The organism is Streptomyces sp. NPDC060028 (genome assembly GCF_042736725.1).
Taxonomy (GTDB): domain Bacteria; phylum Actinomycetota; class Actinomycetes; order Streptomycetales; family Streptomycetaceae; genus Streptomyces.
On sequence record NZ_JBHWVJ010000054.1, the window covers coordinates 1 to 23,354 of the forward strand.

At 73.0% G+C, this 23,354-nt stretch carries 19 protein-coding genes, 1 other RNA gene and 1 pseudogene; 11 read left to right on the top strand and 10 right to left on the bottom strand.

Translation table 11 applies throughout. From position 1 onward, the window contains the following. The first annotated feature begins 71 nt into the window (after window positions 1-71). Window positions 72-2,222, top strand: a complete 2,151-nt coding sequence (locus ACFWBF_RS24560) for an acyl-CoA dehydrogenase (protein ID WP_385605632.1) — start codon at window positions 72-74, stop codon at window positions 2,220-2,222. Window positions 2,223-2,237: 15 nt separating this feature from the next. Further along, window positions 2,238-3,425 (top strand): lipid-transfer protein, encoded by a 1,188-nt coding sequence (locus ACFWBF_RS24565; protein WP_385605634.1) that lies wholly within the window; start codon window positions 2,238-2,240, stop codon window positions 3,423-3,425. A gap of 33 nt (window positions 3,426-3,458) precedes the next feature. On the opposite strand, the gene ACFWBF_RS24570 is transcribed toward ACFWBF_RS24565, so the two are convergent. Beyond that, window positions 3,459-4,457: an amidohydrolase family protein gene (locus ACFWBF_RS24570; protein ID WP_385605636.1), complete on the bottom strand. Its 999-nt coding sequence runs from the start codon at window positions 4,455-4,457 to the stop codon at window positions 3,459-3,461. 142 nt (window positions 4,458-4,599) lie between these two features. On the opposite strand from ACFWBF_RS24570, the gene ACFWBF_RS24575 reads away from it, so the two are divergent. Next, on the top strand, window positions 4,600-5,904 hold the full coding sequence (locus tag ACFWBF_RS24575) for a cytochrome P450 (RefSeq protein WP_385605638.1): 1,305 nt from the start codon (window positions 4,600-4,602) through the stop codon (window positions 5,902-5,904). 107 nt (window positions 5,905-6,011) lie between these two features. Here ACFWBF_RS24575 and ACFWBF_RS24580 read toward each other — a convergent pair whose 3' ends face one another. Beyond that, window positions 6,012-6,374, bottom strand: a complete 363-nt coding sequence (locus ACFWBF_RS24580) for a DNA-binding response regulator (RefSeq protein ID WP_385605700.1) — start codon at window positions 6,372-6,374, stop codon at window positions 6,012-6,014. Window positions 6,375-6,636: 262 nt separating this feature from the next. Here ACFWBF_RS24580 and ACFWBF_RS24585 point away from each other — a divergent pair, with 262 nt between their 5' ends. From ACFWBF_RS24585 to ACFWBF_RS24595, 3 genes are read left to right on the top strand one after another with little or no spacing between them, the layout of a single operon-like run. Continuing rightward, the gene (locus ACFWBF_RS24585; protein ID WP_385605640.1) at window positions 6,637-7,491 is read left to right on the top strand and encodes a MaoC/PaaZ C-terminal domain-containing protein; all 855 of its coding nucleotides are present in this window, start codon (window positions 6,637-6,639) and stop codon (window positions 7,489-7,491) included. 21 nt (window positions 7,492-7,512) lie between these two features. Beyond that, entirely contained in the window at window positions 7,513-8,589 is a 1,077-nt protein-coding gene (locus tag ACFWBF_RS24590; protein WP_385605642.1) for a Zn-dependent alcohol dehydrogenase, read from the top strand. Window positions 8,590-8,613: 24 nt separating this feature from the next. Beyond that, window positions 8,614-9,555 (top strand): 3-oxoacyl-ACP reductase, encoded by a 942-nt coding sequence (locus ACFWBF_RS24595; RefSeq protein WP_385605644.1) that lies wholly within the window; start codon window positions 8,614-8,616, stop codon window positions 9,553-9,555. Window positions 9,556-9,575: 20 nt separating this feature from the next. Here the strand turns inward: ACFWBF_RS24595 and ACFWBF_RS24600 are convergent, their stop codons facing one another. Both ACFWBF_RS24600 and iscB read right to left on the bottom strand, forming a co-directional pair. Beyond that, window positions 9,576-10,649 carry a hypothetical protein gene (locus ACFWBF_RS24600; protein ID WP_385605646.1) on the bottom strand — a complete coding sequence of 358 codons (1,074 nt, stop codon included), beginning with the start codon at window positions 10,647-10,649 and terminating at the stop codon, window positions 9,576-9,578. Window positions 10,650-10,691: 42 nt separating this feature from the next. Next, window positions 10,692-12,182, bottom strand: a complete 1,491-nt coding sequence (gene iscB / locus ACFWBF_RS24605) for an RNA-guided endonuclease IscB (protein WP_385605647.1) — start codon at window positions 12,180-12,182, stop codon at window positions 10,692-10,694. Window positions 12,183-12,637: 455 nt separating this feature from the next. Between iscB and ACFWBF_RS24610 the strand changes: the two genes are divergently transcribed. Genes ACFWBF_RS24610 through ACFWBF_RS24620 form a run of 3 tightly spaced genes read left to right on the top strand, consistent with a single transcriptional unit; the run spans window position 12,638 to window position 15,557 of the window. Next, complete coding sequence (locus ACFWBF_RS24610) at window positions 12,638-13,504, top strand: Nif3-like dinuclear metal center hexameric protein (protein WP_385605649.1); 867 nt, start codon at window positions 12,638-12,640, stop codon at window positions 13,502-13,504. Then, window positions 13,501-14,244: a zinc ribbon domain-containing protein gene (locus tag ACFWBF_RS24615; protein WP_385605701.1), complete on the top strand. Its 744-nt coding sequence runs from the start codon at window positions 13,501-13,503 to the stop codon at window positions 14,242-14,244. Before ACFWBF_RS24610 ends, ACFWBF_RS24615 begins: the two co-directional genes overlap by 4 nt. After that, a complete protein-coding gene (locus ACFWBF_RS24620) occupies window positions 14,244-15,557 on the top strand; it encodes a bifunctional RNase H/acid phosphatase (RefSeq protein ID WP_385605651.1) in 1,314 nt (437 codons plus the stop codon). The genes ACFWBF_RS24615 and ACFWBF_RS24620 overlap by 1 nt, the downstream gene beginning before the upstream one ends. A gap of 66 nt (window positions 15,558-15,623) precedes the next feature. On the opposite strand, the gene rnpB is transcribed toward ACFWBF_RS24620, so the two are convergent. The 3 genes and pseudogenes from rnpB to ACFWBF_RS24635 form a co-directional block, all read right to left on the bottom strand. Beyond that, window positions 15,624-16,026: RNase P RNA component class A (gene rnpB / locus ACFWBF_RS24625), an RNA gene on the bottom strand. 286 nt (window positions 16,027-16,312) lie between these two features. Further along, a pseudogene (locus ACFWBF_RS24630) lies at window positions 16,313-17,110 on the bottom strand (helix-turn-helix domain-containing protein); the annotation flags it as partial. Window positions 17,111-17,239: 129 nt separating this feature from the next. Beyond that, entirely contained in the window at window positions 17,240-18,682 is a 1,443-nt protein-coding gene (locus ACFWBF_RS24635; RefSeq protein WP_385605652.1) for an RNB domain-containing ribonuclease, read from the bottom strand. A gap of 102 nt (window positions 18,683-18,784) precedes the next feature. Here ACFWBF_RS24635 and yaaA point away from each other — a divergent pair, with 102 nt between their 5' ends. Then, the gene (gene yaaA / locus ACFWBF_RS24640) at window positions 18,785-19,585 is read left to right on the top strand and encodes a peroxide stress protein YaaA (protein WP_385605654.1); all 801 of its coding nucleotides are present in this window, start codon (window positions 18,785-18,787) and stop codon (window positions 19,583-19,585) included. Between the two features lie 77 nt (window positions 19,586-19,662). Here the strand turns inward: yaaA and ACFWBF_RS24645 are convergent, their stop codons facing one another. From ACFWBF_RS24645 to ACFWBF_RS24655, 3 genes are read right to left on the bottom strand one after another with little or no spacing between them, the layout of a single operon-like run. Further along, the gene (locus ACFWBF_RS24645) at window positions 19,663-20,238 is read right to left on the bottom strand and encodes a GNAT family N-acetyltransferase (RefSeq protein ID WP_385605655.1); all 576 of its coding nucleotides are present in this window, start codon (window positions 20,236-20,238) and stop codon (window positions 19,663-19,665) included. Then, window positions 20,235-21,119 carry a PhzF family phenazine biosynthesis protein gene (locus ACFWBF_RS24650; RefSeq protein WP_385605657.1) on the bottom strand — a complete coding sequence of 295 codons (885 nt, stop codon included), beginning with the start codon at window positions 21,117-21,119 and terminating at the stop codon, window positions 20,235-20,237. The genes ACFWBF_RS24645 and ACFWBF_RS24650 overlap by 4 nt, the downstream gene beginning before the upstream one ends. 39 nt (window positions 21,120-21,158) lie before the next feature. Next, window positions 21,159-21,920 carry an SDR family oxidoreductase gene (locus tag ACFWBF_RS24655; protein WP_385605659.1) on the bottom strand — a complete coding sequence of 254 codons (762 nt, stop codon included), beginning with the start codon at window positions 21,918-21,920 and terminating at the stop codon, window positions 21,159-21,161. A 108-nt stretch (window positions 21,921-22,028) separates the two neighbouring features. Between ACFWBF_RS24655 and ACFWBF_RS24660 the strand changes: the two genes are divergently transcribed. Next, on the top strand, window positions 22,029-23,348 hold the full coding sequence (locus tag ACFWBF_RS24660; protein WP_385605661.1) for a multidrug effflux MFS transporter: 1,320 nt from the start codon (window positions 22,029-22,031) through the stop codon (window positions 23,346-23,348). Window positions 23,349-23,354: the final 6 nt, after the last annotated feature.

The following is a 23,354-nucleotide window of genomic DNA, read 5'->3' on the forward strand; positions in this document are numbered from 1 at the left end:
GCCGGGCCCCCGCGAAGGAACACCTTCATCTGACCTTCCGTCAGATTGGAACGTGTTCTAGTCTGCCGCGCATGGGCATCGGAATCACGCAAGAACAGCGGGAGTTGACCGAAGCCGTACGCGGCTGGGTGGCGCGGACCGTGCCGCCCGAGGAAGTGCGCAAGCTGCTCGACACCCCGCCGCAGACCGGCGCGCGGCCCGCGTACTGGGACGCGCTCGCCGCCTCAGGGCTGCTCGCGCCGCACCTGGAGGGCGGGAGCCTGCTCGACCTCGCCGTGGTGGTGGAGGAGGCCGGGCGGGGGGCGCTGCCCGGGGCGTACCTGCCCAGCGTGCTGGCCTCGGTGCTGCTGGACCGGGCGGGCTCGGCCGAGCTGGCCGCCGCGCTCGGCGACGGCAGCCGGGTCGGGGCCGTCGCGCTGGGGCCCGGCAGCCTGACGGCCGTCGCCGTGGAGGGCGGCGGGTACCTCCTCGACGGCGCCGCGCCGCCCGTGCTCGGCGCGGGCGAGGCCGACCTCGTCCTGCTGGCGGCCGAGGCCGCGCACGGGACCCGCTGGTTCGCGGTGGACGCCGCCGCGCTGGACATCCGTACGCACGAGAGCGCCGACCCTACCCGGCCCACCGCCGAGGTCCACGCGCACGGGGTCGTCGCCGGGCCCGGCCGGGTGCTGGAGCTGGACGCGGCCCTGGTCCGGGACCTGGCCTGCACGCTCTTCGCGGCCGACGCCTGCGGCACCGCGGCCTGGGCGCTGCACACGGCCGCCGAGTACGCGAAGATCCGCGAGCAGTTCGGGCGGCCCATCGGGCAGTTCCAGGCCGTCAAACACCTGTGCGCCGACATGCTGGTGCGCCTGGAGCAGGCCCGCGCCCTGACCTGGGACGCCGCGGGGAGCACGGACGAGCCCGCCGAGGTGCGCTCGCTGGTCGCCGCCCTCGCCGCCGGGACCGCGCTCGACGCCGCCTACACCTGCGCCAAGGACTGCATCCAGATCCTCGGCGGCATCGGCTTCACCTGGGAGCACGACGCCCACATCCACCTGCGCCGGGCGGTCGTGGCCCGGCAGCTGCTGGGCCCCGGCGACGGGCACCGCGTACGGGCCGTGCGGCTGGCGGCGGGGGGTGCGCGGCGGGAGCTGCGGCTCGAACTCCCGGCGCAGGCCGAGGCGTACCGCGCGAAGGCCCGTACCGCCATCGAGGACGCGCGCGGCCTCGACCCGGCCGCCGCCCGCCGGGTGCTGGCCCCCACCGGGTACGCGGCGCCGTACCTGCCGCCGCCCTACGGACTCGGCGCCGGGCCGGTCGAACAGCTCGTCGTCCAGCAGGAGCTGCGGGCGGCCGGGGTCAAGGTCGCCGACCTCGGGATCGCCACCTGGGTCGTGCCCTCGCTGCTCGCCTACGGGACCGAGGCGCAGCGGGAGGCCTACGCGCTACCGACCCTGCGCGGGGACGTCACCTGGTGCCAGCTCTTCTCCGAACCGGGGGCGGGCTCGGACCTGGCCTCGCTGCGGACCAGGGCGGAGCGGACGGGGGACGGCTCCTGGAGGATCAACGGACAGAAGGTGTGGACGAGTTCCGCGCACAGCGCCGACTTCGGGATCCTGCTGGCCCGGACCGATCCGGACGTGCCCAAGCACAAGGGGCTCGGCTACTTCGTCGTCGACATGAAGCGGACGCCCGGCATCGACGTCCGGCCGCTCAAGGAGATCACCGGCGAGGCCCTCTTCAACGAGGTCTACTTCGACGACGTGCTGCTGCCGCCGGACGCGCTGGTCGGAGCCGCCGACGACGGATGGAAGGTCGCGCGCAACACCCTCGGCAACGAGCGGGTCCACATGGCCGACCAGATGACCTTCGACACCGGCCTGGAGGCGCTGATCGCGCGCTGCGCCGAACTCGACGGGGCGTACCGGGCGCGGATCGGGGCGCTGGCCGCCGAGGCGCACGCCCTGGCCTGCATCGGGCTGCGCACCACCCTCCAGCAGGTGTCGGGGCTGGAGCCGGGCGCGGGCGCGTCCGTACGCAAGCTCGTCCAGACCCCGCACCAGCAGCGGACCGCCGAGCTCGCGCTCGAACTGCTGGGGCCCGCGGGCGCGGTGCGCGAGGGGGCGGGGGAGCGGGCGGTGCACGGGATGCTCATGTCCCGCTGCCTGACCATCGCCGGGGGCACCACGCAGGTCCAGCTCAATGTCGTCGCCGAGCGGATTCTCGGCCTCCCGAGGGACTGAAGGGACACCAGGGGCATGAAGTCGTACATCGTGGGCGTCGGCATGACGAAGTTCGAGAAGCCGGAGTCGAGGGACTGGCAGTACTGGGACATGGCCAAGGAGGCCGGGTCCGCGGCGCTGGCGGACGCCGGGGTGGACTACGGGCTGGTCGAGCAGGTGCCGGTGGGCTACTGCTTCCAGGCCTCCACGGCCGGGCAGCGGGCTGCGTACGAGCTGGGGCTGAGCGGGGTGCCGGTCTACAACGTCAACAACAACTGCGCGACGGGGTCGACGGCGCTGATGATGGCGCGGCAGTTCGTGGAGGGCGGACTGAACGACTGCGTGCTGGCGCTGGGCTTCGAGAAGATGAAGCGCGGTGCGCTCGGGGGCGGCGCGGACGGCGGTGACTTCAAGACCTCACCGGTCGCACGGCACTACGGGATCATGGCCGCCGGGCACGGCTTCGAGATGTCGCCGCCGACCGCGCAGATCTTCGGGAACGCGGCGCGCGAGCACATGGAGCGGTACGGGACCACGGCCGCGCAGTTGGCGGCGGTGGGGGCCAAGAACCACCGGCACTCGGCGAACAATCCGAACGCGCAGTTCCAGGACGTGTATTCGGTGGAGGAGATCCTGGCGGCGAAGGAGATCCACTCGCCGCTGACGAAACTGCAGTGTTCGCCGACGTCGGACGGGGCGGCGGCGGCGGTGGTGGTGTCGGAGCGGTTCGTGGTGCGGCACGGGCTGCACGACAAGGCGGTGGAGATCGTCGCGCAGTCGATGACGACGGACACGGAGGCGTCGTTCGCGTCGGGGTCGTGCATCGACGTGGTCGGCAAGCCGATGTCGGCTGCCGCCGCGGGGCAGGTGTACGAGGCGTCCGGGCTCGGGATCGAGGACGTCGACGTGGTCGAGCTGCACGACTGCTTCTCGATCAACGAGTTGCTGACGTACGAGGCGCTGGGGATGTGCGGGGAGGGGGGCTCGGGGAAGCTGGTCGAGTCGGGGGCGACGACGTACGGGGGGCGGTGGGTGGTGAATCCGTCCGGGGGGCTGATCTCGAAGGGGCATCCGCTGGGGGCCACCGGGCTGGCGCAAGCCGCGGAACTGGTGTGGCAGCTTCGCGGTGAGGCCGGGGCCCGCCAGGTGTCGGGGGCGCGGGTCGGGCTCGCCCACAACATCGGGCTGGGTGGCGCGGCCGTCGTGACGCTGCTGCGGAGGTAGGCGGGCGCGGCTGGATTTTGCCCGGCTGGAATGTCAGACGGCGACGAAGCTGGGTTCGGCCAGGCGTGGCATCAGGCGGAGGGCGTTGGTGCGGTTGATGGCCTGGTGGTGGGACGGGGTGAGGGAGGGGTCCGCGGTGAGGGCGGGGATGGCGATGTCCGTGACCATGTCCGCCGGGCAGGCGGGCCAGTCCGTGCCGAAGAGGATGCGGTCGGGGGCCACCGTGGCCAGCAGGGTGCCCGCCGGGGACATGGGGCCGGCCGTGTCGTAGTAGAAGCGGTGCAGGTAGTCCCGGACCATCGACGCTTCGACGGGCGGGGTGAACGCGCCCGCGAAGGCCTGCACGCGGGTGGCGATGTGCGGGAGGAAGCCTCCCGCGTGCGGGAGGATCACCGACAGGTTCGGGAAGCGGTCGAGCGTCCGCTTGTGGATCATGTTCGCGGCGGCGCGGGTCGTGTCCAGCAGGAAGTCGCACAGGAAGTTCGGGATCCCCGGAACGTGCACCGCACCCGGCGGACCGCCCGGGAGGTTGTGCGGGTGCGTGTCGACGACGGCGGCCCGCTCGTCGAGTTCGGCGAAGATCGGGTCGTAGGCGGCATCGCCCAGGTAGACGCCGCCGTAGTTGGCCGTCACGTTCACCCCGACGGCGCCGAGATCGTCGAGGCCGTGGCGCAGGGCCCAGCGGGAGACGTCGAGGTCGTCCAGGAAGAGCGGGGCGTGGAACGCGAAGCGGCCCGGATGGGCGCTCACCGCGTCGGTCGCCGCCCGCAAGGTGATGGTGGTGGCCTCCCGCAACTGCGCGGAGGTTTCGTACCGCGCGGGCAGCATCGGCTTGAGAACGGCCGTGGCGACCCCCGCCCGGTCCATCAGGGACAGGGCGCTCCCGGAGTCCCAGCGCGCCCACGGGGGGAGGGCCTTGGGGTTCACGAGACCCTGGGCCCCGGCCCATTCCAGCCATTCCGGGGCGCAGAAGTGGTGGTGGACATCGATCCGCGCCCGACTGCCGTCGTCCGGCGGCACAATTTCCGGCATGTGGGCACTTTAGGTGACAGAACCGGATGAACCGCCTAGGCGGTGCGATTTCGGGGCTGAATGGATCAATCGATGTTTATCGGATATTCCCATGAGGGAGGAGCTGGCTGGAATTCCGAGCCCCCATGAGAGGTCTGAACACATGACGACCGAACCCGTTGTGGCAGTGAGTGACGGCCTCCCCGTGGAGGCAGCCGTGGCGGCGGTGTCCATGGGCACGCCGGAATACCGGACGTGCCCCCATCCGGTCTACCAGGCGCTGCGCGAGCAGGCCCCCGTGGTCAAGCTGACGACGCGGCACGGGGTGGCGACGTACCTGATCACCGGGTACGAGGATGCCCGGGTCGCCATGTCCGATCCGCGCATCGGCAAGGACATGCACGAGCGCCTCGACCTCTACCACGCCGTCTTCGGCGACACGTGCGATGCGCTCGACGACAACCTGCTCTTCGCCGACGGCCCTCGGCACGCCCGGCTGCGGCACATCGCCAACAAGGCCTTCACCCCTCGCCACATCAAGGAACTGCGCCCGCGCATCCAGCAGATCTCCGGTGAGCTGCTGGACCGGTGCCCGACGGACGCCCCCGTCGACCTGATGGCGTCCTTCGCCCTCCCGCTCCCCGTCATGGTCATCTGTGAACTCCTCGGGATCGTCGGGCAGGAGCGCAAGGACGTCCTGAAGTGGTTCGGCAACGTGACCCGCTCCCGGTTCAGCAAGGACCTGGCAGGTGACCTGGCCGAGGCCGAGAACTGGCTGCGGAACTACTTCGCCGGCCACATCGCCGCCGCGCGGGCGCAGCCCTCGGACGACTTCCTCGGCGTGCTGATCGAGACGCAGCACGAGGAGGGGGCCCTGACCGACGACGAACTCGTGTCGATGATGTGGGTCCTGTTGTTCGCCGGGCACAAGACGACCACCTACCAGATCGGGAACGCCGTCTTCAACCTGCTGACGCACCCCGATCAGCTCCACGCCGTTCAGGAGGACCGGGAGCTGCTGCCCCAGGCGATCGAGGAACTCGTCCGGTTCGAGGGCTCGGTGGAGACCTCCACCTTCCGGTACGCCATCGAGGACGTGGAAATCGGGGGAACCCTCATCCCCGCGGGATCCCTCGTGCAGATCGCGATCACCTCGGCGAATCGCGATCCGGAGAAGTTCGCGTCACCGGACACCCTGGACGTGACGCGGAAGGGGCTGCAGGGCACCCACCTCGGCTTCGGCCACGGGGTCCACTACTGCCTGGGTGCGCCGCTCGCCCGGATGGAGCTGGAGACCGCGCTGACGACTCTGCTCGACCGGTTCCCCGACATGGTCCTGGCGACGCCGGTGGCGGGTGAGGAGGAGTGGCTCAAGGGGCCGTTCCCCGCGTTCCGCGGGCTGGAGCGGCTGTCCGTCGCGCTGGACCCGTCCCGGACGGTGGACGACTGGACCAACGGGGCCCGGTAAGTCCCGACGCGGGCCGGGCCCGCCGGGGCCGCCGGGCGTACGCCCGCCCCGCCGATCCCTCCACCGGATCGGCGGGGCGGGCGTACGCGCGTCCGGGCGCTGCGCGGCTAGGGGCCTTCGAGCGCGGGGTCCACCACCGTCTCGCCCATGGATGCCCGGCGGATCGATTCGGCCAGGTCCTCGACCGGGCCGTCCCGCAGGACCAGTCCCGCCGCGCCCGCCGCCAGCGCGGCCTCCCGCAGGCCCGGGTGCGCCGAGCCCGTCAGGACCAGCACCCGGCACTCCGGGTCCTCGTCGAGGATCTCCCGGGCCGCCAAAAGCTCCTCGACCAGCGCCACCGCGGGCCGGGCCAGGGTGTCGGCCACCACCTCGATGTCGGGCTGGAGCCCCAGCCGCAGTGCCAGGGCAGCGGCGTCCGGGAATGCCAGGAGCACCCGCAGGGAGCGGGTCGGGCGGTGGGTCACGGGCATCTCGTCCACCCGGCCAGGGTAGGTCCCCCCGCCCGCCCCGAGTGCGCAACACACCTGGCCGACAGTGATTCTGACGTGTAGTCAGGAGTCTTCCCAAGTGCTGGGACGTGCGTTATACATTCCTTCACCGGTCCTAGAACGCGTTCTAGAACGTGCTTCCGGGGCCGGTCCCGCATACGACCTCGGTGCGGCCGACGGTGCGGACGGCCGCACCGAGGTCTTCCACGGCCACGGTTCTTCGAAGACAGGGAGCAGCATCCTCATGCCGATCGATGCCGCCAAGGCCCTCGCCGCCGACCCCCGCCACGGGGACATCGGCTGGGACCACAAGGACATCCAGCTCTACCACCTCGGCCTCGGCGCCGGCCTCCCCGCCACCGACCCCGACGAGCTGCGCTACACCCTGGAGTCCAAGCTCCACGTGCTCCCCAGCTTCGCGACGGTCGCGGGCGCGGGCATGGCCATGATGGGCGGCCTCGCCGCCCCCGGCATCGAGGTCGACCTCGCCGCCGTCCTGCACGGCGGCCAGTCCATCGAGCTGCACCGGCCCATCCCCGTCAAGGGGCGGGCCAACTCCACCGCCAAGGTCGCCGCCGTCTACGACAAGGGCAAGGCGGCGGTGATCGTCCTGCGTACCGAGGTCGCCGACGCCGACGGGCCGCTGTGGACCTCGGACGCGCAGATCTTCGTACGGGGAGAAGGCGGATTCGGCGGCGAGCGCGGCCCCTCCGTCACCTCGCAGCAGCCCGAGCGGGCCCCCGACCGCGTTGAGGAGCGGCGGATCCGCGAGGAACAGGCGCTGCTCTACCGCCTCTCCGGCGACTGGAACCCCCTGCACGCGGACCCCGAGTTCGCCAAGCTGGCCGGCTTCGACCGGCCGATCCTGCACGGCCTGTGCACGTACGGGATGACCCTCAAGGCCGTGGTCGACACGGCCCTCGGCGGCGACGTCTCCCGGGTCCGCGCCTACCGCACGCGCTTCGCCGGGATCGTCTTCCCCGGCGAGACCCTGCGGATCCGGATGTGGCAGGAGCCCGGCCGCGTCCTCGTCTCGGTGACGGCCGTCGAACGGGACGACGCCCCGGTCCTCGCCGACACCGTCGTCGAACACGCGTAACCCACCTCAAGGAGCCGCACCGTGCGCGCAGCACTGCAGAGCGAGATCGGCCAGGACAAGCTCGAAGTCGTCGACGACATGGAGGCCGTGGGCTTCGGCCCCGGCAAGGTGAAGATCCGCGTCAAGGCCACCGGCCTGTGCCACTCCGACCTCTCCGCCATGAGCGGCGTCCTGCCGCAGCCCGCCCCCTTCATCCCGGGCCACGAGGGCTCCGGCGTGATCACGGACGTCGGCGACGGGGTCACCAGCCACAAGATCGGCGACCGGGTGCTCGTCTGCTGGCTGCCGCCCTGCGGACACTGTCCGTCCTGCCGGCGCGGCCAGGGCCACCTCTGCCTGGAGGCCTTCGGCAACGTCGCCACCGCCAACTTCCGCCGCGCCGGCAGCGACATCTTCGGCTTCGCCGGCACCGGCACCTTCGCCGAGGAGATGGTGGTCCCGGCGGGCTGCGCCGTACCCATCCCCGACGACGTCCCCTTTGACATCGCCGCGCTGATCGGCTGCGGCGTCACCACCGGCCTCGGCGCGGCCATCAACACCGCCAAGGTCGAGGCCGGATCCACCGTCGCCGTCATCGGCTGCGGCGGCGTCGGCATCTCCGTCATCCAGGGCGCCAAGGTGCAGGGCGCCGCGCAGATCGTCGCCGTCGACCCCGTCGCCTCCCGCCGCGAGGCCGCGCTGCGCTTCGGCGCCACCGAGGCGGTCGCCCCGGAGGCCTTCGGCGACGCCAAGAACCGGATCACCGCCGGTGAGGGCTTCGACTACGTCTTCGAGGTCGTCGGCAGGTCCACGACCACGCACACCGCGTACGAGATGACCCGGAGGGGCGGCTCGGTCGTCGTGGTCGGCGCGGGCGCGCTCGACGACAACTACTCGATCAACATGTTCTCGCTGTTCTTCGACGAGAAGAAGATCCTGCCCTCGATGTACGGCGGCGGCGACGTGCTGCGTTCCTACGAGCGCACCATCGCCCTGTGGCGGGCCGGCCGGGTGGACCTGGCGGGCCTGATCACGCACCGGGTGCAGCTCGGCGAGATAAACGACGCCCTCGACCAGATGCGCACCGGCGTCGCCCTGCGCACCTGCATCGAACTCTGACCTGTTTCGAGAGGAACCGTACGGATGTCACTGCCACTTGAGGGACTCTCCGCCATCGTCACGGGCGCCGGCCGCGGCCTCGGCCGCGCGGAGGCGATCGAACTCGCACGGCTCGGCGCGAGCGTGGTCGTCAACGACTTCGGCCAGAGCGGCCGCGACGGCTCCGGGGAGGCCTCGGCCGCCCCGGCGGAGGAGGTCGCCGCCGAGATCCGTGCCGCGGGCGGGCAGGCGGTGGCGCACCTCGGGGACGTGGCCGACTTCGAGCAGGCGCGCGAGCTCGTCGAGCTGGCGGTGGGCAGCTTCGGCAAGCTCGACGTCCTGGTCAACAACGCGGGCATCCTGCGCGACCGGATGATCTTCTCGATGTCGGAGCCGGAGTGGGACTCGGTCATCCGGGTCCACCTCAAGGGCCACTTCAACACCACGCACTTCGCCTCCGTGCACTGGCGCGAGCGGTCGAAGGCGGCGGGCGGCCCGGTCTACGGCCGGATCGTCAACACCTCCTCCGAGGCCTTCCTCGGCGGCTCCGCCGGGCAGCCCAACTACGCCGCGGCCAAGGGCGGGATCGTGGGCCTGACCACCTCGACCGCCCTGGCCCTGGCCAAGTACGGGGTCACGGCCAACGCCATCTGCCCGCGCGCCCGGACCCGTATGACCGAGGACGTCTTCGCGGGCTTCCAGGTCCCCGAGGAGGGCAAGCTCGACGCCCTCGCCCCCGAGCACGTCGCCCCGCTCGTCGGCTACCTGGCCTCGCCCGCGTCGGCCAAGGCGAACGGGCAGCTGTTCGTCGTGCACGGCGGGATCGTGGTCGTGATGGAGCGTCCGAAGGTGGCCGCGAAGTTCGACACCACCAAGGAGGCCTTCTCGTACGAGGAACTGGACGAGGTGCTCACCCCGCACTACGACTCCCGCCCGGCGAACGAGACCTTCGCCGCCGCGGAGGTGCTGGGCCTCAAGCACGGCTGACCGCGGCCGCGCCGCCGGGGTCACCGTAGCGGCGCCTGTTGGAGCGGGACCGGCCTCGGCGCGGGGGCCGGGACCGCGTCCAGGCGGACCGGCGGCGGCGGGGCCGCCGGCAGCGTCATCCCGAGGATCCCGCAGGGCACTTCGGCGGTCGCGTACGGGAGCTGCAGGCGGCCCTGCGCGCTCCACAGCCCCGTCCCGCCGAGCCAGCCGACGGGGGCGCCGAGCCGGAACACCTGCCGGTCGCAGGGGCGCCACAGGGCGAGAGCCCCGTCGCCCAGCCGCAGCGCGACCCCGCAGCTCTCCGGCATCAGGGCCTGCCCGGGCTGCACCGCGAACGGCGTCGCCGTGGCCCCGTCGGCCCGCAGGCACTCCGGGAAGCGCACCGGCCGCGCACTGCCCAGCACCCCCCAGCCCAGGCGCTGTTCGCCCGGGGCGTCGGAGCGGATCAGCAGCAGCCCGCTGTCGGGGTCGGCCAGCAGCAGCCGGTCGTCACTGCCCTCCGCGATCTGGAGCAGCGGGGAGACCTCGCCGCCGCGGCCCAGGTCGACGGCGACGGCCTTGACCGCGCCGTGCAGTTCGCGGTCCAGCGCCAGCAGCCGGCCCGTCCGGTCCAGCCAGACCCCGCCGGAGCAGCGCCCCGGGATCCGGGCGACCGGCTCGGGCCCGAAGGGGGTCCCGGCCACCCGCCACACCGTGGTCCCGGCGTCCCCGACGGCCAGGGCGAAGGCGCCGCGTCCGTCGGGGGCCGGCGGCAGCAGGGTGACCCGTACCTCTTCTCCCTGGGGCCGGAGCGAGCCCAGCTCCAGCTGCCCGGTCCGCGGCCCGGCCCCGGCGCCGCCCGTCGGGTACAGCAGCGCGAAGGCGTGCCGGTCGGCCACCCGCCGGTGGATCAGCACGCGCCCGTCGGCGAGCGGCAGGACCTCGCTGTCGGCCTCCTCGGGCTGCGCGAGCGGCAGCGGCACCGCGTACGGCTCGGGCCCGGTCAGCGTCCACCGCTCCGGGTAGCGGGCGTCACCGTTCCCGGCCAGCCGCGCGGCGTAGGAACCGTCCGCGGCGATGGTGAACGGGGCAACAGCCACAGCACACGCAGTCATGCTTGGTCCTTCGGCGGTAGCGGGTCTTCGGTCGGATGTTGGTCAGACAGCGGTGGTGGGTCCTTCTGGTCGGGTGGCGTAGGCGTAGCCGTCAGCTCGTTGGAGGAGACGAAAGCGTTTGTGCCCGATGCCCTGAATGAGGCCGCGCGCGGTCTTGATGTTGAACCTGCCGGTGGCGCGGACGGCGATCCGTCCGGTGTGGGTGCCGGCGTTCTTGCCGATGGGGATGACAGCGCGGGCGAGGTCTCCGGTCCGGTAGCCGAAGAACTGCTTCTGTCTCGGAAGGCGGAGACGGGGGAAGCCGTACTTGTCGGTCCGGGTGCGGGCATAGGTGCCGCGCCCGGTCGCGGCGACCACGAGGCTGCGAGCCGGGATACGGGTGACGGTGCCGAGTTCGCCGACGCACAGGGCGTCGAGGGTGTGCGTTTTGGGCAGACCGGCCCGCTGGCGGTTCCATTTGGTGCGCCCACCCGACGCGGTGTGCACCGTGGGGAAAGCGGCGTCGAGAGTGCGCCAGAGTGCCAAGCGGGTGATGTTGACGGCTGCTGCGTCGCGGAGTGGGGTCTTGGCCTGGGTGAGAATGCGGGCCAATTGGCGGGGGGATTGTTCGAGGAAGTCTTCGACCGGCTTGTTGGACTTCTTCTCGCTGCCGCCGCGTGAGCGGGGGTGGATGTGGTCGATGTTGAGGGGGACACCGGTGGCGCCGCAGTAGGCGCAGGCCCTGCCCCAATCGGCCAGGAGGTATTCGCGGATCTCTGTGCCGTGCAGGGTGCCATGCCGGTATTCGCCCGCCTCCAGTGGACCGCCGTTGGACATGGCATGTGTGTCGAACGCGACCCGCTCGACGTGTACCGCGCGGACGGGTGCCCAGCGTGCGAGCCGGGTGGTCCACGACATGGTGGTGTCCACGCGGTGACGCAGCGACGGGGCGAGCCAGCTCTTGGGTCGTGCGCGGTTGGAAAAGCGGGGCTCGCGGTATCGCAGGTTGCGGGTGCGCCTGCCACGCCGGTAGGCGGAACGGGTGGAGAGCTTGTCCCGGATGGCATCGCCCCGGTGGGCAAGTTCGACTGCATACAGGCCCTGGCGTTTTCCGTCCCTCGCGGTGAACAGGGCGATGCCGGTGTGGCGGGAGCCCGGGTCGATCCCGAGTTCCACCCCGTCCACCTGCGATGCGCAGAGCGTGCGGTCTTTGAGCCGGATCACGAACGGAGTGTGTCGGACTACAGCGGCCCGGCCCTTCCTGAGGAGCCGGCGGGCTTTCGCGGGGCTGGTCGGCTGCAGCGGACAGCCGCTCTTGTCCAGGACGAACACGACAGGGTGGCCCTCACGGGCCTTCTCCCCAACCTCGCGGTCGGGGGTGACGCCGCCGATGCCAGGTGAAGCACTGGCGGTCTCCCCTCGCACATGTTCCACGCCGGTTACCGCAGAGCGGTGTTCGAGTCCCGTTTCGTCCCCGATCCGGAGGGCGTCTGCTGACGCGAATTCCAGAGCCAACCGCTGAGGAAGCACAGATGGGTGGGTCTTCTCGCCCACGTGGAACGTAGCCAACTTCGTTCACCTCCAAAATGACGTGCCGGTGGCTGGTGCTGTCAACGGCGGCCCTCGATCAAGGAGACTGGAAGCACCTCGCTTGGGGAGGGGGATCCCGTTGTCCGTGCGTCACCTCCGGGGAAGGAAGCTAGTTTTCGCCGCTTCTGCCGAACAACACGACCCCCCGTGCTTCACACATACGGGTGGCCGGGCGGTGGTTCGCCTGTGGTCGAGACGGCGATTGTGCTGTGCGATATCGGGGCGATTGGGGTGAGGCGGTGGTCAGGGGAGCCTGACCACCGCCTCACCCCCGTCCCCAGGGTTCTCCCGCGCCCCCTCCGGCGCCGCCGCCGAGTGGATCTTCACCGCCGGGCCCCGGGCCCCGCCCCCGTGGCATCCCGGCCGGTCCCCGCAAGGGGGAACGGCCGGGCGGTCGCCACGGACGGTAGCCTTGGCCCGTGCCCCGTCTCTCTGAAGTCATCGCCGCGCTGGACGCTCTCTGGCCCCCCTCGCGGGCCGAGCAGTGGGACGCCGTCGGCACCGTCTGCGGCGACCCCGACGCCGAGGTCTCCCGGGTGCTGTTCGCCGTGGACCCCGTACAGGAGATCGTCGACGAAGCCGTGAAGCTGGGCGCCGACCTGGTCGTCACCCACCACCCCCTCTACCTGCGCGGCACCACCACCGTCGAGGCCGGCACCTTCAAGGGCCGCGTCGTGCACACGCTGATCAAGAACGACATCGCGCTGCACGTCGCCCACACCAACGCCGACACCGCCGAGCCCGGGGTCTCCGACGCCCTCGCCGGCGCCCTGGACCTGCGCGTCGTCGGCCCCCTCGTGCCCGACCCCACCGACCCCACGGGCGGCCGCGGCCTCGGCCGGATCTGCGAGCTGGACCATCCCGAGACCCTGCGCGAGTTCGCCGCCCGCGCCGCCGCCCGGCTCCCGCGCACCGCGCAGGGCATCCGCGCGGCCGGCGACCCGGACGCGCTGATCCGTACCGTCGCCGTCAGCGGCGGCTCCGGCGACAGCCTCTTCGCGCAGGTCCGCGCCGCGGGCGTGGACGCCTTCCTCACCGCCGACCTGCGCCACCACCCGGCTTCCGAGGCCCGCGAGCAGAGCCCGCTCGCCCTCGTCGACGCCGCCCACTGGGCCACCGAGTGGCCCTGGTGCGAGCAGGCCGCCGCGCAACTCGACGCGATCTCCGAGCGACACGGCTGGGGTCTGCGGACCCACGTCTCGCACACGGTCACCGACCCGTGGACGGCCCACGCGCCGTCCGACGCTTCCGCATTGCCCTCTTCTATCTCTGGAGCCCCCAACTGAACGCCGAGCCCGCCGACCAGATCCGACTTCTCGACGTCCAGGCCCTGGACGTGCGGCTGTCTCAGCTCGCCCACAAGCGCAAGTCGCTGCCCGAGCACGCCGAGGTCGACTCGCTGACCAAGGACCTCACCCAGCAGCGCGACCTGCTCGTCGCCGCCCAGACGCAGGCGAGCGACGCCGGCCGCGAGCAGACCAAGGCGGAGCAGGACGTGGACCAGGTGCGCCAGCGCGCCGCCCGCGACCAGGCGCGGCTGGACTCCGGCGCGGGCGTCTCGGCCCGGGACCTGGCGAACCTGCAGAGCGAGGTCGTCTCCCTGGCCAAGCGGCAGGGCGACCTGGAGGACGTGGTCCTGGAGGTCATGGAGCGCCTGGAGGCCGCGCAGGAGCGGGTCACCGGGCTCATCGAGCGGGTCGCCGACCTGGAGGCCAAGGTGACGGACGCCACCGCGCGCCGTGACGCCGCCACCGGGGAGATCGACGCCGAGGTCGCGGGCATCGGCAAGGACCGCGAGGTCATCGTCACGTCCATGCCCGCCGCGCTGATCGCCCTGTACGAGAAGATCCGCGTCAAGCAGGGCGGGGTCGGCGCCGCTCGCCTGTACCAGCGCCGCTGCGAGGGCTGCCGCCTGGAGCTCGACCTCGCCGAGGTCAACGAGATCAAGGCCGCGGCCCGCGACCAGGTCGTGCGCCACGAGAACTGCGGCCGCATCCTGGTCCGTACGGCCGACTCGGGCATCTGATGCAGAGGCCTGTCCGGTTCGTCGTCGAGGCCGACGGCGGCTCCCGGGGCAACCCGGGGCCCGCCGGCTACGGCTCGGTGGTCCTGGACCCGGTGACGGGGGAGACGCTGGCCGAGCGCGCCGAGTACATCGGCGTGGCCACGAACAACGTCGCCGAGTACAAGGGGCTCATCGCCGGGCTGAAGGCCGCCCGCGAGCTGGCCCCGGACGCGGTGATCCTCGTCCGCATGGACTCCAAGCTCGTCGTCGAGCAGATGTCGGGCCGCTGGAAGATCAAGCACCCGGACATGAAGCCGCTCGCGGCCGAGGCGGCGTCGATCCTGCCCCGCTCGCAGGTGACGTACGAGTGGATCCCGCGCGAGAAGAACAAGCACGCGGACCGGCTCGCCAACGAGGCCATGGACGCGGGCAAGCGCGGCAAGCAGTGGGAGCCGTCGGCCTCGTCCGCCGCGCTGGACTCCTCGGCGGCCAAGGCCCTGGCGACCGCGTCGGGCCCGCCCGGGGACGCGGTCGCCGGAGCCGCGGCCGTACGGGCGGCCCTGGCCTCCGCCTCCGTCGGCGGTACGAGGACCGGCGCGGCCCAGGCCCCGGCCGCCGAAGCGGGGGGCACCGACACCCTGTTCGCGGAGCCGGGCCGGATCCCGGCCCCCGCCGCGCCGGCCGGTGCGAACGGCTGGGGTCCCGACACGGGTACCCCCGCCACCTTCGTGCTGCTGCGCCACGGCGAGACCGCACTCACCCCGCAGAAGCGCTTCTCCGGCAGCGGCGGCACCGACCCGGAGCTGTCCCCGGCCGGCCGCCGCCAGGCTGCCGCCGTCGCCGAGGCCCTGGCCGCGCGGGGCACCGTACAGGCGGTCGTCAGCTCCCCGCTGCGCCGCTGCCGGGAGACCGCCCAGGCCGTCGCCGACCGCCTCGGGCTCCAGGTCGTGGTCGAAGAGGGCCTGCGCGAGGTGGACTTCGGCGCCTGGGAGGGGCTCACCTTCGCCGAGGCGCGCGAGCGCTTCCCCGACGACCTCCAGGCGTGGCTGGACTCCCCGAAGGCTGCCCCGACGGGCGGCGGCGAGAGCTTCACGGCCGCCACCCGCCGCATCTCGGCGACCCGGGACCGGCTGCTGGGCGAGTACGCGGGCCGCACGGTGCTGCTGGTCACGCACGTGACCCCGGTCAAGGTCCTGGTCCGGCTCGCGCTGGGGGCTCCGCCGGAGGCGCTGTTCCGCATGGAACTGTCGGCGGCCTCGCTGTCGGCGGTGGCCTACTACGCCGACGGCAACGCCTCCGTGCGACTGCTGAACGACACCTCGCACCTGCGCTGAGGCGCGGGAGCGGTACGACGAAGGACCCCCGCCCGGTGGGCGGGGGTCCTTCCTCGTGTGTGACGGCAGACGAGCCGGCCTGTACGCCGGGTTCTGTCGCCCGGAGACCTCGCGGTCGCCGGGGAGACGGCCATCCATCTAGGACCGGCGTTGCCGCCGGCCTCGTGCGGTCTACCCGCGAACATCGGGCGGGCAGCCCTCGAGCGTTCGCGCAGACCCGTCCGGGGACGGATCCTCTTGACCTTGCTCCGGGTGGGGTTTACCTAGCCGCCTGAGTCACCTCAGGCGCTGGTGGTCTCTTACACCACCGTTTCACCCTTACCGGAGACCGAAGCCCCCGGCGGTTTCTTTTCTGTGGCACTGTCCCGCGGGTCACCCCGGGTGGGCGTTACCCACCACCCTGCCCTGTGGAGCCCGGACGTTCCTCGGCGGGACCCGAGGGCCCCGACGCGGCCGCCCGGCCGACTCGTCTGTCGTGCCGTCCATGCTACCGGCTGGGTCGCGGCCGGCCGCACTGCGGCAGCCCACAGCCCCGTGACGGGCTGACGCAGTGCGTGGGGACTCTCCGGGGGGAGGAGGAGTCGTACGCCCAGCGTGACAAGTCGGCGCAGCCCTGTCTTGTCGTAAACGGCACGCGCCGCGGACCGTCGTGCCCGCGGCCAACCCGACAGGATCACGCTGGTGATACGGCCCGGGAGCCGGTCCAGGGACGAGCCCGGGGGCAGGCCCCCGCGGAGCTTGACGAACCCCGACGGGGGCAGGCCCGTCATGGCCTTCACCTCGCGGCTCAGGTGCGCCTGGTCGTGGTAGCCGCAGACCGCCGCCACCTGCGCCCCCGCCATCCCCGCCGACAGCAGCCGCAGGGCGTGCTGGAGGCGGAACACCCGCGCCATGCCCTTGGGGGACAGTCCGACCTGCTCGCGGAAGCGCGCCCGCAGATTGCGCGCGCCCCATCCGGTCCCGGCGGTCGCCCGGGCCAGTGAACCGCTGTCGGCCCACAGCCGCGAGAGCGCCCCGCGCACCTCCGGTGCGGCGGCGCGGCCGCGCTCCAGGCGGCCGCAGAACACCTGGTCGAGCAGGGTGAAGCGCTCGTGCCACGAGCCGAGCGACTGCAGCCGGTCGGCCAGGTGCCGCCCGGACGGGCCGAGTACGTCGGCCAGTTCCACGTGTGCGTCCTCGAAGTGCGCCATCGGGATGCCGAAGAGCCGGTAGGCGCCGAGCGGGCTCATGTTCACTTCCAGGCCGTGGACCGCTCCCGCGTGCACCCCGATCGCCGCCGCCGTGCGCGGGCCGCTGATCATGGCCCGGGAGGCGGGTCGCAGCGGGGATGTCGAGAGCCCCTCCGTACGGGTCACCCACAAGCCCTCGGTGAAGGTGAAGACCAGGGTCACGAACCCGGTGGGCAGCTCCAGCCGCCGGCGCGGCGCCGTGAACTCGGTTTCGAAACCGGTGTAGTTGACGATGAACGGCCGCAGGGGGGCGGCGGGCCGGCGGCGCGCGCCGAGGCGTCCCGCCGTGGAACCTGCCGCGTCCCGCACGTCGACGGACCCCATCTCCGGGCCCTCCCCCTGCTGTTGCGCGGTCGTTCGTACCGCGCGGTGCGCAGATGATGCCAGGCCCCGGGCGGCGCTGACCAGAGAGGTGTACGGCCGCGCCTGCGTTCACGGGCCCCGGGCGGGACGTCAGGCCGGGGCGAAGAGGACCTTCAGTGTCCCCGGGTCGGCCTCCGTGAGCCGCACCCTGATCCGGTCGCCCAGCGGCAGCTCCCGCGCGGTGGACTCGATGCGGCCGACCACCGCCGGCTCCTCCAGGTGGACGGTGCCCACCAGCGGCTCCCGGTCCTTGACGTCGATCACCGTGGCCTCGAAGGTCTCCCCGACGCGGTCCTTGAGCAGGGCCGCCTCCACCAGGTCCACGGACTCCCGCTCCACCGTGTTGGCCAGCCGGCTGCCCTGCGCCATCTCCCGCGGCAGTTCGGCCAGCGCCGACACCGCCCACTCGGGCGGCTCGGCCCCCGCCACCGCCGCCACGCACAGCTCGCCCGTGTACCGGTCGACGAGCCGGCGCAGCGGGGCGGTGCAGTGGGCGTACGGGGCGGCCACCGCCGCGTGCAGGACCGGGTCCGGGGTCTCGCCGCCGCGAAAGACGGTGTAGCCGGCGCCGCGGAGCAGGGCCGTGCACTCCTGGAGGAACGCCGCGTGAGCCGGGCGGTGCGGGTCGAGGGAGCGGACGAGTTCGGCGTACGGGACGTGGTGCGGCCAGTCGATCCGCAGGGCCTTCGCCGCCCGCCGCAGCCGGCCGACCGCCCCGTCCGGGGCGCTGGGCAGGGTCCGCAGGATGCCGGTGCCGGCGGCGAGCATCAGCTCGGCGGCCACCATGCCGGTCATCAGGGAGATCTGGGCGTTCCAGCCGTCCGCCGGGAGCGGGGCCCGGTAGGCCAGGGTGTACGAGCCGCCCTGGGCGACGATCTCCTGCTCGGGCACGTTCAGCGAGATGCCGCCGCGTTCCCGTTCCAGGGTCTCGCGCAGCAGGCCGATGTCCTTCAGGAGGGCCAGGGACTCCTCGGCCGTGCCCGTGTCGATGGCCTTCTGTACGCCCTCGTAGTCGAGCTTGGCCCGGCTGCGGACCAGGGCCCGGCGTACGTCGGTGCTCTCCACCCGGCCCTCGGAGTCCAGGTCGAGCCGCCACAGCAGGGCCGGGCAGGTCTGGTCGGGCAGCAGGCTGGCCGCGCCCTCCGCGAGCGCGGCCGGGTGCAGCGGGACGTTCTCGTCGGGGAAGTAGAGGGTGGTGACCCGCCGGTGGGCCTCGACGTCCAGGGCGCCGCCGGGGGTGACGAAGGCGGCGACGTCGGCGATGGCGTAGTGCACGCGGTAGCCGCCGCCGGACCGCCTCGCCAGGTGCATGGCCTGGTCCAGGTCCCGGGAGGTCGGCGGGTCGATGGTGAAGAGGGGGAGGTCGGTGGCGTCCTGGTCCGGGAGCCGTGGGTGCGCGGCCGCACGCTCGGCCTCCGCGAGTACCGGGGCCGGGAAGCCCTCCGGGACCTCCAGCTTCGTCCGCAGTTCACGCAGCGCGGCCCGCAGGGCAGTCCCGTCTGCGCCGGTCATGCTGATGTGACGGCGTGGCATGGACCGAGCCTATGGCCGCCGGGCCGGGGCGGCACGGCGAGAGCCTTACCCTGGGCCGGGGGCCGCACCCCCTGCGCCGCGTCGTACTGAAGGAGAACCACCGTGCTCGTGCTGCTGCCGCCGTCCGAGGGAAAGGCCGCCGGCGGTTCCGGCGTACCTCTGGAGCCGCGGACGCTGTCGCTGCCGGGGCTGGCCGCCGCGCGGGCGGCCGTGCTGGAGGAGCTGGTCGACCTGTGCGCGGGGGACGAGCTGAAGGCCCGCGAGGTGCTGGGCCTGAGCGAGGGACTGCGCGGCGAGGTCGCGAAGAACGCCGGGCTGCGCACCGCCGCCGCCCGGCCCGCGGGGGAGATCTACACCGGAGTCCTCTACGACGCGCTGGGCCTGGCCACCCTGCCGTCCGCGGCGCGGGCCGTGGCGGAGGACTCGCTGCTGGTCTTCTCCGGGCTGTGGGGCGCGGTGAAGATCACCGACAGGATCCCCTCCTACCGCTGCTCGATGGGCGTGAAGCTGCCCGGGCTGGGCGCGCTGAACGCGTACTGGCGGGCCCCGATGGCCGAGGCGATGCCCGAGGCGGCGGGCGAGGGCCTGGTCCTGGACCTGCGCTCCTCGGCGTACGCCTCGGCCTGGAAGCCGAAGGGGGAGACCGCCGGCCGGACGGCCACGGTGCGGGTGCTGCACTCGCAGATGGTGGACGGGGTGGAGAAGCGGTCGGTGGTGAGTCACTTCAACAAGCACACCAAGGGCGTTCTGGTACGTGACCTGCTGCTGGCCGGCGCCCGGCCCGCTTCCCCGGCGGAGCTGGTCACGGCCCTGCGGGACCTGGGCTTCACGGTGGAGGCGCAGGCCCCCGCCAAGGCGGCGAAGGCCTGGAGCCTCGACGTGGTCGTGACGCAGATCCACTGACGCAGATCCACTGACGGCGACCCGTTGACGCGGGCCGGCTGACGCGGATCCGCCGACGCGCGCCAAGGCCGGCGCCGTCACCAGAGGCGGTCGACCGTGCCCGGGTGGAGCGGGATGCGGGCGCCCGTGAAGACGGCGCGGTCCGCGGCCGGGTCCGCCGTGAAGAAGGCCGCCAGGACGTTCTTGTCGAAGCCCGGCTCGTCCGTGGCGAGCGGCGCCCGCGGGGTCCCGCCGATCAGGACCGCACCCGGGAGGGCGGTGAAGCCGGCCGCCTCGTAGAAGGGGGTCAGCTCCCGGTCGCAGCTGAACAGCGCCACGTCCACGGCCGGGTCGGCGGCGAGCGATGCGCGGGCCGCCGCCACCAGCCGGCCGCCGTACCCCCGGCCGCGCGCCGAGGCCCGCGTCACCACCGAGCTGAGCCCGGCCGCGCGGTACGTCCGGCCCGCGAGCGGCACCGGCTTGTACAGCAGCGCCAGCGAGGCGGCGACCGCCCCGGACCCGTCCAGCAGCACCATGGCCCGGGGCGTGAGCGCGGGGTCGTGGCCGGCGCCCGCTCCGGGCCAGGCGTGCGCCTCCAGGGCGGCGACCTGCGCGGCGATTTCGGCGGGCAGGGCGTCGGCCCCGTACGCCTCGATCGTCATGCCGGGTGTCACGGGATCCGCACCCCGGTGCCGCCCACCCGGACCCGGTTGTCGCCGGCCCGCAGTTCCACCGTCAGCACCCCCGGGCGGCCCATGTCCTCGCCCTGGTGGAGGGTGAGCACCGCGTCGGCCGGCACCAGGCCGAGCTCGCGGGCGTACGCGCCGAACGCGGCCGCCGCGGCTCCGGTGGCCGGGTCCTCGACGACGCCGCCGACGGGGAAGGGGTCGCGTACGTGGAAGAGCTCCGGGCCCGCCCGGTGCACCAGCTGGACGGTGGTCAGGTCCAGGCGCCGCATCAGCGCCTCCAGCCGGGCGAAGTCGTATGCGAGGTCCGCGAGCCGGGCCCGGGTGGCGGCTCCGAGCACCAGGTGGCGGGCTCCGGCGTAGGCGATCCGAGCCGGGATCCCCGGGTCGAGGTCGGCGGCGGGCCAGTCCAGCGCGGCCAGCGCCTCGGCGAGGTCGGCGTCGGCGACCTCCTCCACGTGCGGTTCGACGCTGGTCAGCGTGGCCCGCAGGCCCGCGCCGTCCGCCGCGGAGCCGGTCACCGAGACCGGCACCGTCCCGGCCCGCGTCGCGAAGACCAGCTCGCCCGGGCCGATCCGCTCGCCCAGCGCGACGGCGGCGGCCACGGTGGCGTGCCCGCAGAAGGGCACCTCCGCCTTGGGGCTGAAGTAGCGCACCGTGAAGGCCCGGCCGCTCTCGCCGCCCAGGTCCGCGGGCGGGGCGGTCAGGAACGCGGTCTCGCTGTAGCCCAGCTCGGCGGCGATCCCCAGCATGGCGGCCTCGTCCAGCGCGGAGGCGTCCAGGACGACCCCGGCGGGGTTGCCGCCCGCCGGGTCGGCGGAGAAGGCCGTGTAGTGGAGCACCTCGGTCGGATCAGCGGTGTCAGTCATGATCCGCTCAACTGCCCGCCCCGGTCCGGCATTCCCGGGTCAGCCGCGCCCGACGTACGGCATGGCCGTCGCCATCACCGTCGCGAACTGCACGTTCGCCTCCAGCGGGAGCTCCGCCATGTGCAGCACGGTGCGCGCCACGTCGGCCGCGTCCATCACCGGCTCCACCGCCAGCTGCCCGTTGGCCTGCAGGATGCCGGTCTGCATCCGCTCGGTCATCTCGGTGGCCGCGTTGCCGATGTCGATCTGCCCGCAGGCGATGCGGTACGGGCGTCCGTCCAGCGAGAGTGACTTCGTCAGGCCGGTCACGGCGTGCTTGGTCGCGGTGTAGGCGATCGAGTTCGGCCGCGGCACGTGGGCGGAGATGGAGCCGTTGTTGATGATGCGGCCGCCCTGGGGGTCCTGTGCCTTCATCTGGCGGAAGGCCGCCTGCGCGCACAGGAAGGCTCCGGTCAGGTTGACGTCGACCACCGAGCGCCAGGCCTCGTACGTGATGTCCTCCAGCGGGACGCCGCCCGGCCCGAAGGTGCCCGCGTTGTTGAAGAGCAGGTCGAGGCGCCCGTACCGCTCCCGTACGGACTCGAAGAGCGCGGCCACCTCCTCGGGGTGGCTCACGTCCGCCGCTGCGCACAGCACGTCCGCGCCGTCCCCGGCGAGCGCGGCCGTCTCCTCCAGCGGCCCGGTGCGCCGGCCGGCCGCGGCCACCGCCCAGCCGGCGGCGGCCAGGGTCAGGGCCACGGAGCGGCCGATCCCGGAGCCGGCCCCGGTCACCACGGCGATCTTCTTCCCACGTGCGTTCATGGGGCCGCAGGCTACGTCACAGCGCACGCGGGCCCCCGGACGTTCCGATAGCTGAGAGCATGGGTCGGTCCGGGATGTGAGGAAACGATAAAAGGACTGGAGTTGCGCATGTCGGAGAGAGGCCCCGCGACGGCCCCCTCGGAACCGTCGCCCGCGACGCCCTCCGCCACGACCACCCCCACCACCCCGGGCAGCGCTGCCGCGCCCTTGACGGCCGCCCGGCGCACCGGACTGCTCGTCACCTTCATCCTGGGCGGCCTCACCGCCCTGCCCCCGCTGTCGATGGACATGTACTTGCCGGCGCTGCCGGAGGTCACCACCGCCCTGAACAGCCCCGCCGCGACCGTCCAGCTCACGCTCACCGCCTGCCTCGCCGGCATGGCGCTGGGCCAGCTCGTCATCGGCCCGATGAGCGACAGGTGGGGCCGCCGCCGGCCCCTGCTCGCCGGCATGGTCGTCTACGTCCTCGCCACCGCGATCTGCGCCCTCGCCCCGAGCGCCGAGCTGCTGATCGGCTTCCGCCTGCTCCAGGGCCTGGCCGGCGCGGCCGCGATCGTCATCGCTCGGGCCGTCGTACGCGATCTGTACGACGGGGTCGAGATGGCCCGCTTCTTCTCCACCCTGATGCTCATATCCGGCTCCGCCCCGATCATCGCCCCGCTCATCGGCGGCCAGGTGCTGCGCCTCGCCGACTGGCGCGGGGTCTTCGTCGTCCTCACCGCCGTCGGCGCCGTGCTCACCCTGGTCACCTGGCGCTGCCTGGGCGAGACCCTGCCGCCCGAACGGCGGCACACCGGCGGGGTCGGCGCGGCGCTGCGGACCATGGGCGGCCTCCTCGGCGACCGGGTCTTCACCGGGTACACCCTGGCCGGAGGCTTCGCCTTCGCCGCGCTCTTCGCCTACATCTCGGCCTCGCCGTTCGTGGTCCAGGAGATCTACGGGGCTTCGCCGCAGGCCTTCAGCCTGCTCTTCGGCCTCAACTCCGTCGGCTTGATCGCCGCCGGCCAGGTCAACGGCAAGCTGCTGGTCGGCCGCGTCAGCATGGACAAGGTGCTGGCCGTCGGCCTCGGGCTGATCACGGCCGCCTCGGCGGCCCTGCTGCTGATGTCGGCCGGGGTGTTCGGGGAGGTCGGGCTCGTGCCGATCGCCGCCGGGCTGTTCGTCCTGATGTCGGCGATGGGCGTGGTCCTGCCCAACACCAACGCACTGGCCCTGATGCGCACCCCGCACGCCGCCGGATCGGCCTCCGCGCTGCTCGGCACCTCCTCCTTCCTCGTCGGGGCCGTCGCCTCGCCGCTGGTCGGGATCGCGGGCGAGGACACGGCGGTCCCGATGGCCGTGGTCCAGGTGGTGTGCTCGCTGCTGTCGGTGGCCTGTTTCCTGGGCATGTGCCAACCGTGGAAATCCGGCCCCGCCGGCGCGCCGTAAACTTCG

Bases quoted from the DNA above. Each gene is read 5' to 3' on its own strand.
- ACFWBF_RS24580 (WP_385605700.1), bottom strand. From the start codon at position 6,374: ATGCCCGTGACCCACCGCCCGACCCGCTCCCTGCGGGTGCTCCTGGCA.
- ACFWBF_RS24560 (WP_385605632.1), top strand. From the start codon at position 72: ATGGGCATCGGAATCACGCAAGAACAGCGGGAGTTGACCGAAGCCGTA.
- ACFWBF_RS24595 (WP_385605644.1), top strand. From the start codon at position 8,614: ATGTCACTGCCACTTGAGGGACTCTCCGCCATCGTCACGGGCGCCGGC.
- ACFWBF_RS24635 (WP_385605652.1), bottom strand. From the start codon at position 18,682: ATGCCACGCCGTCACATCAGCATGACCGGCGCAGACGGGACTGCCCTG.
- ACFWBF_RS24565 (WP_385605634.1), top strand. From the start codon at position 2,238: ATGAAGTCGTACATCGTGGGCGTCGGCATGACGAAGTTCGAGAAGCCG.
- ACFWBF_RS24660 (WP_385605661.1), top strand. From the start codon at position 22,029: ATGTCGGAGAGAGGCCCCGCGACGGCCCCCTCGGAACCGTCGCCCGCG.
- ACFWBF_RS24575 (WP_385605638.1), top strand. From the start codon at position 4,600: ATGACGACCGAACCCGTTGTGGCAGTGAGTGACGGCCTCCCCGTGGAG.
- ACFWBF_RS24570 (WP_385605636.1), bottom strand. From the start codon at position 4,457: ATGCCGGAAATTGTGCCGCCGGACGACGGCAGTCGGGCGCGGATCGAT.
- ACFWBF_RS24585 (WP_385605640.1), top strand. From the start codon at position 6,637: ATGCCGATCGATGCCGCCAAGGCCCTCGCCGCCGACCCCCGCCACGGG.
- ACFWBF_RS24620 (WP_385605651.1), top strand. From the start codon at position 14,244: ATGCAGAGGCCTGTCCGGTTCGTCGTCGAGGCCGACGGCGGCTCCCGG.
- ACFWBF_RS24600 (WP_385605646.1), bottom strand. From the start codon at position 10,649: ATGACTGCGTGTGCTGTGGCTGTTGCCCCGTTCACCATCGCCGCGGAC.
- ACFWBF_RS24655 (WP_385605659.1), bottom strand. From the start codon at position 21,920: ATGAACGCACGTGGGAAGAAGATCGCCGTGGTGACCGGGGCCGGCTCC.
- ACFWBF_RS24650 (WP_385605657.1), bottom strand. From the start codon at position 21,119: ATGACTGACACCGCTGATCCGACCGAGGTGCTCCACTACACGGCCTTC.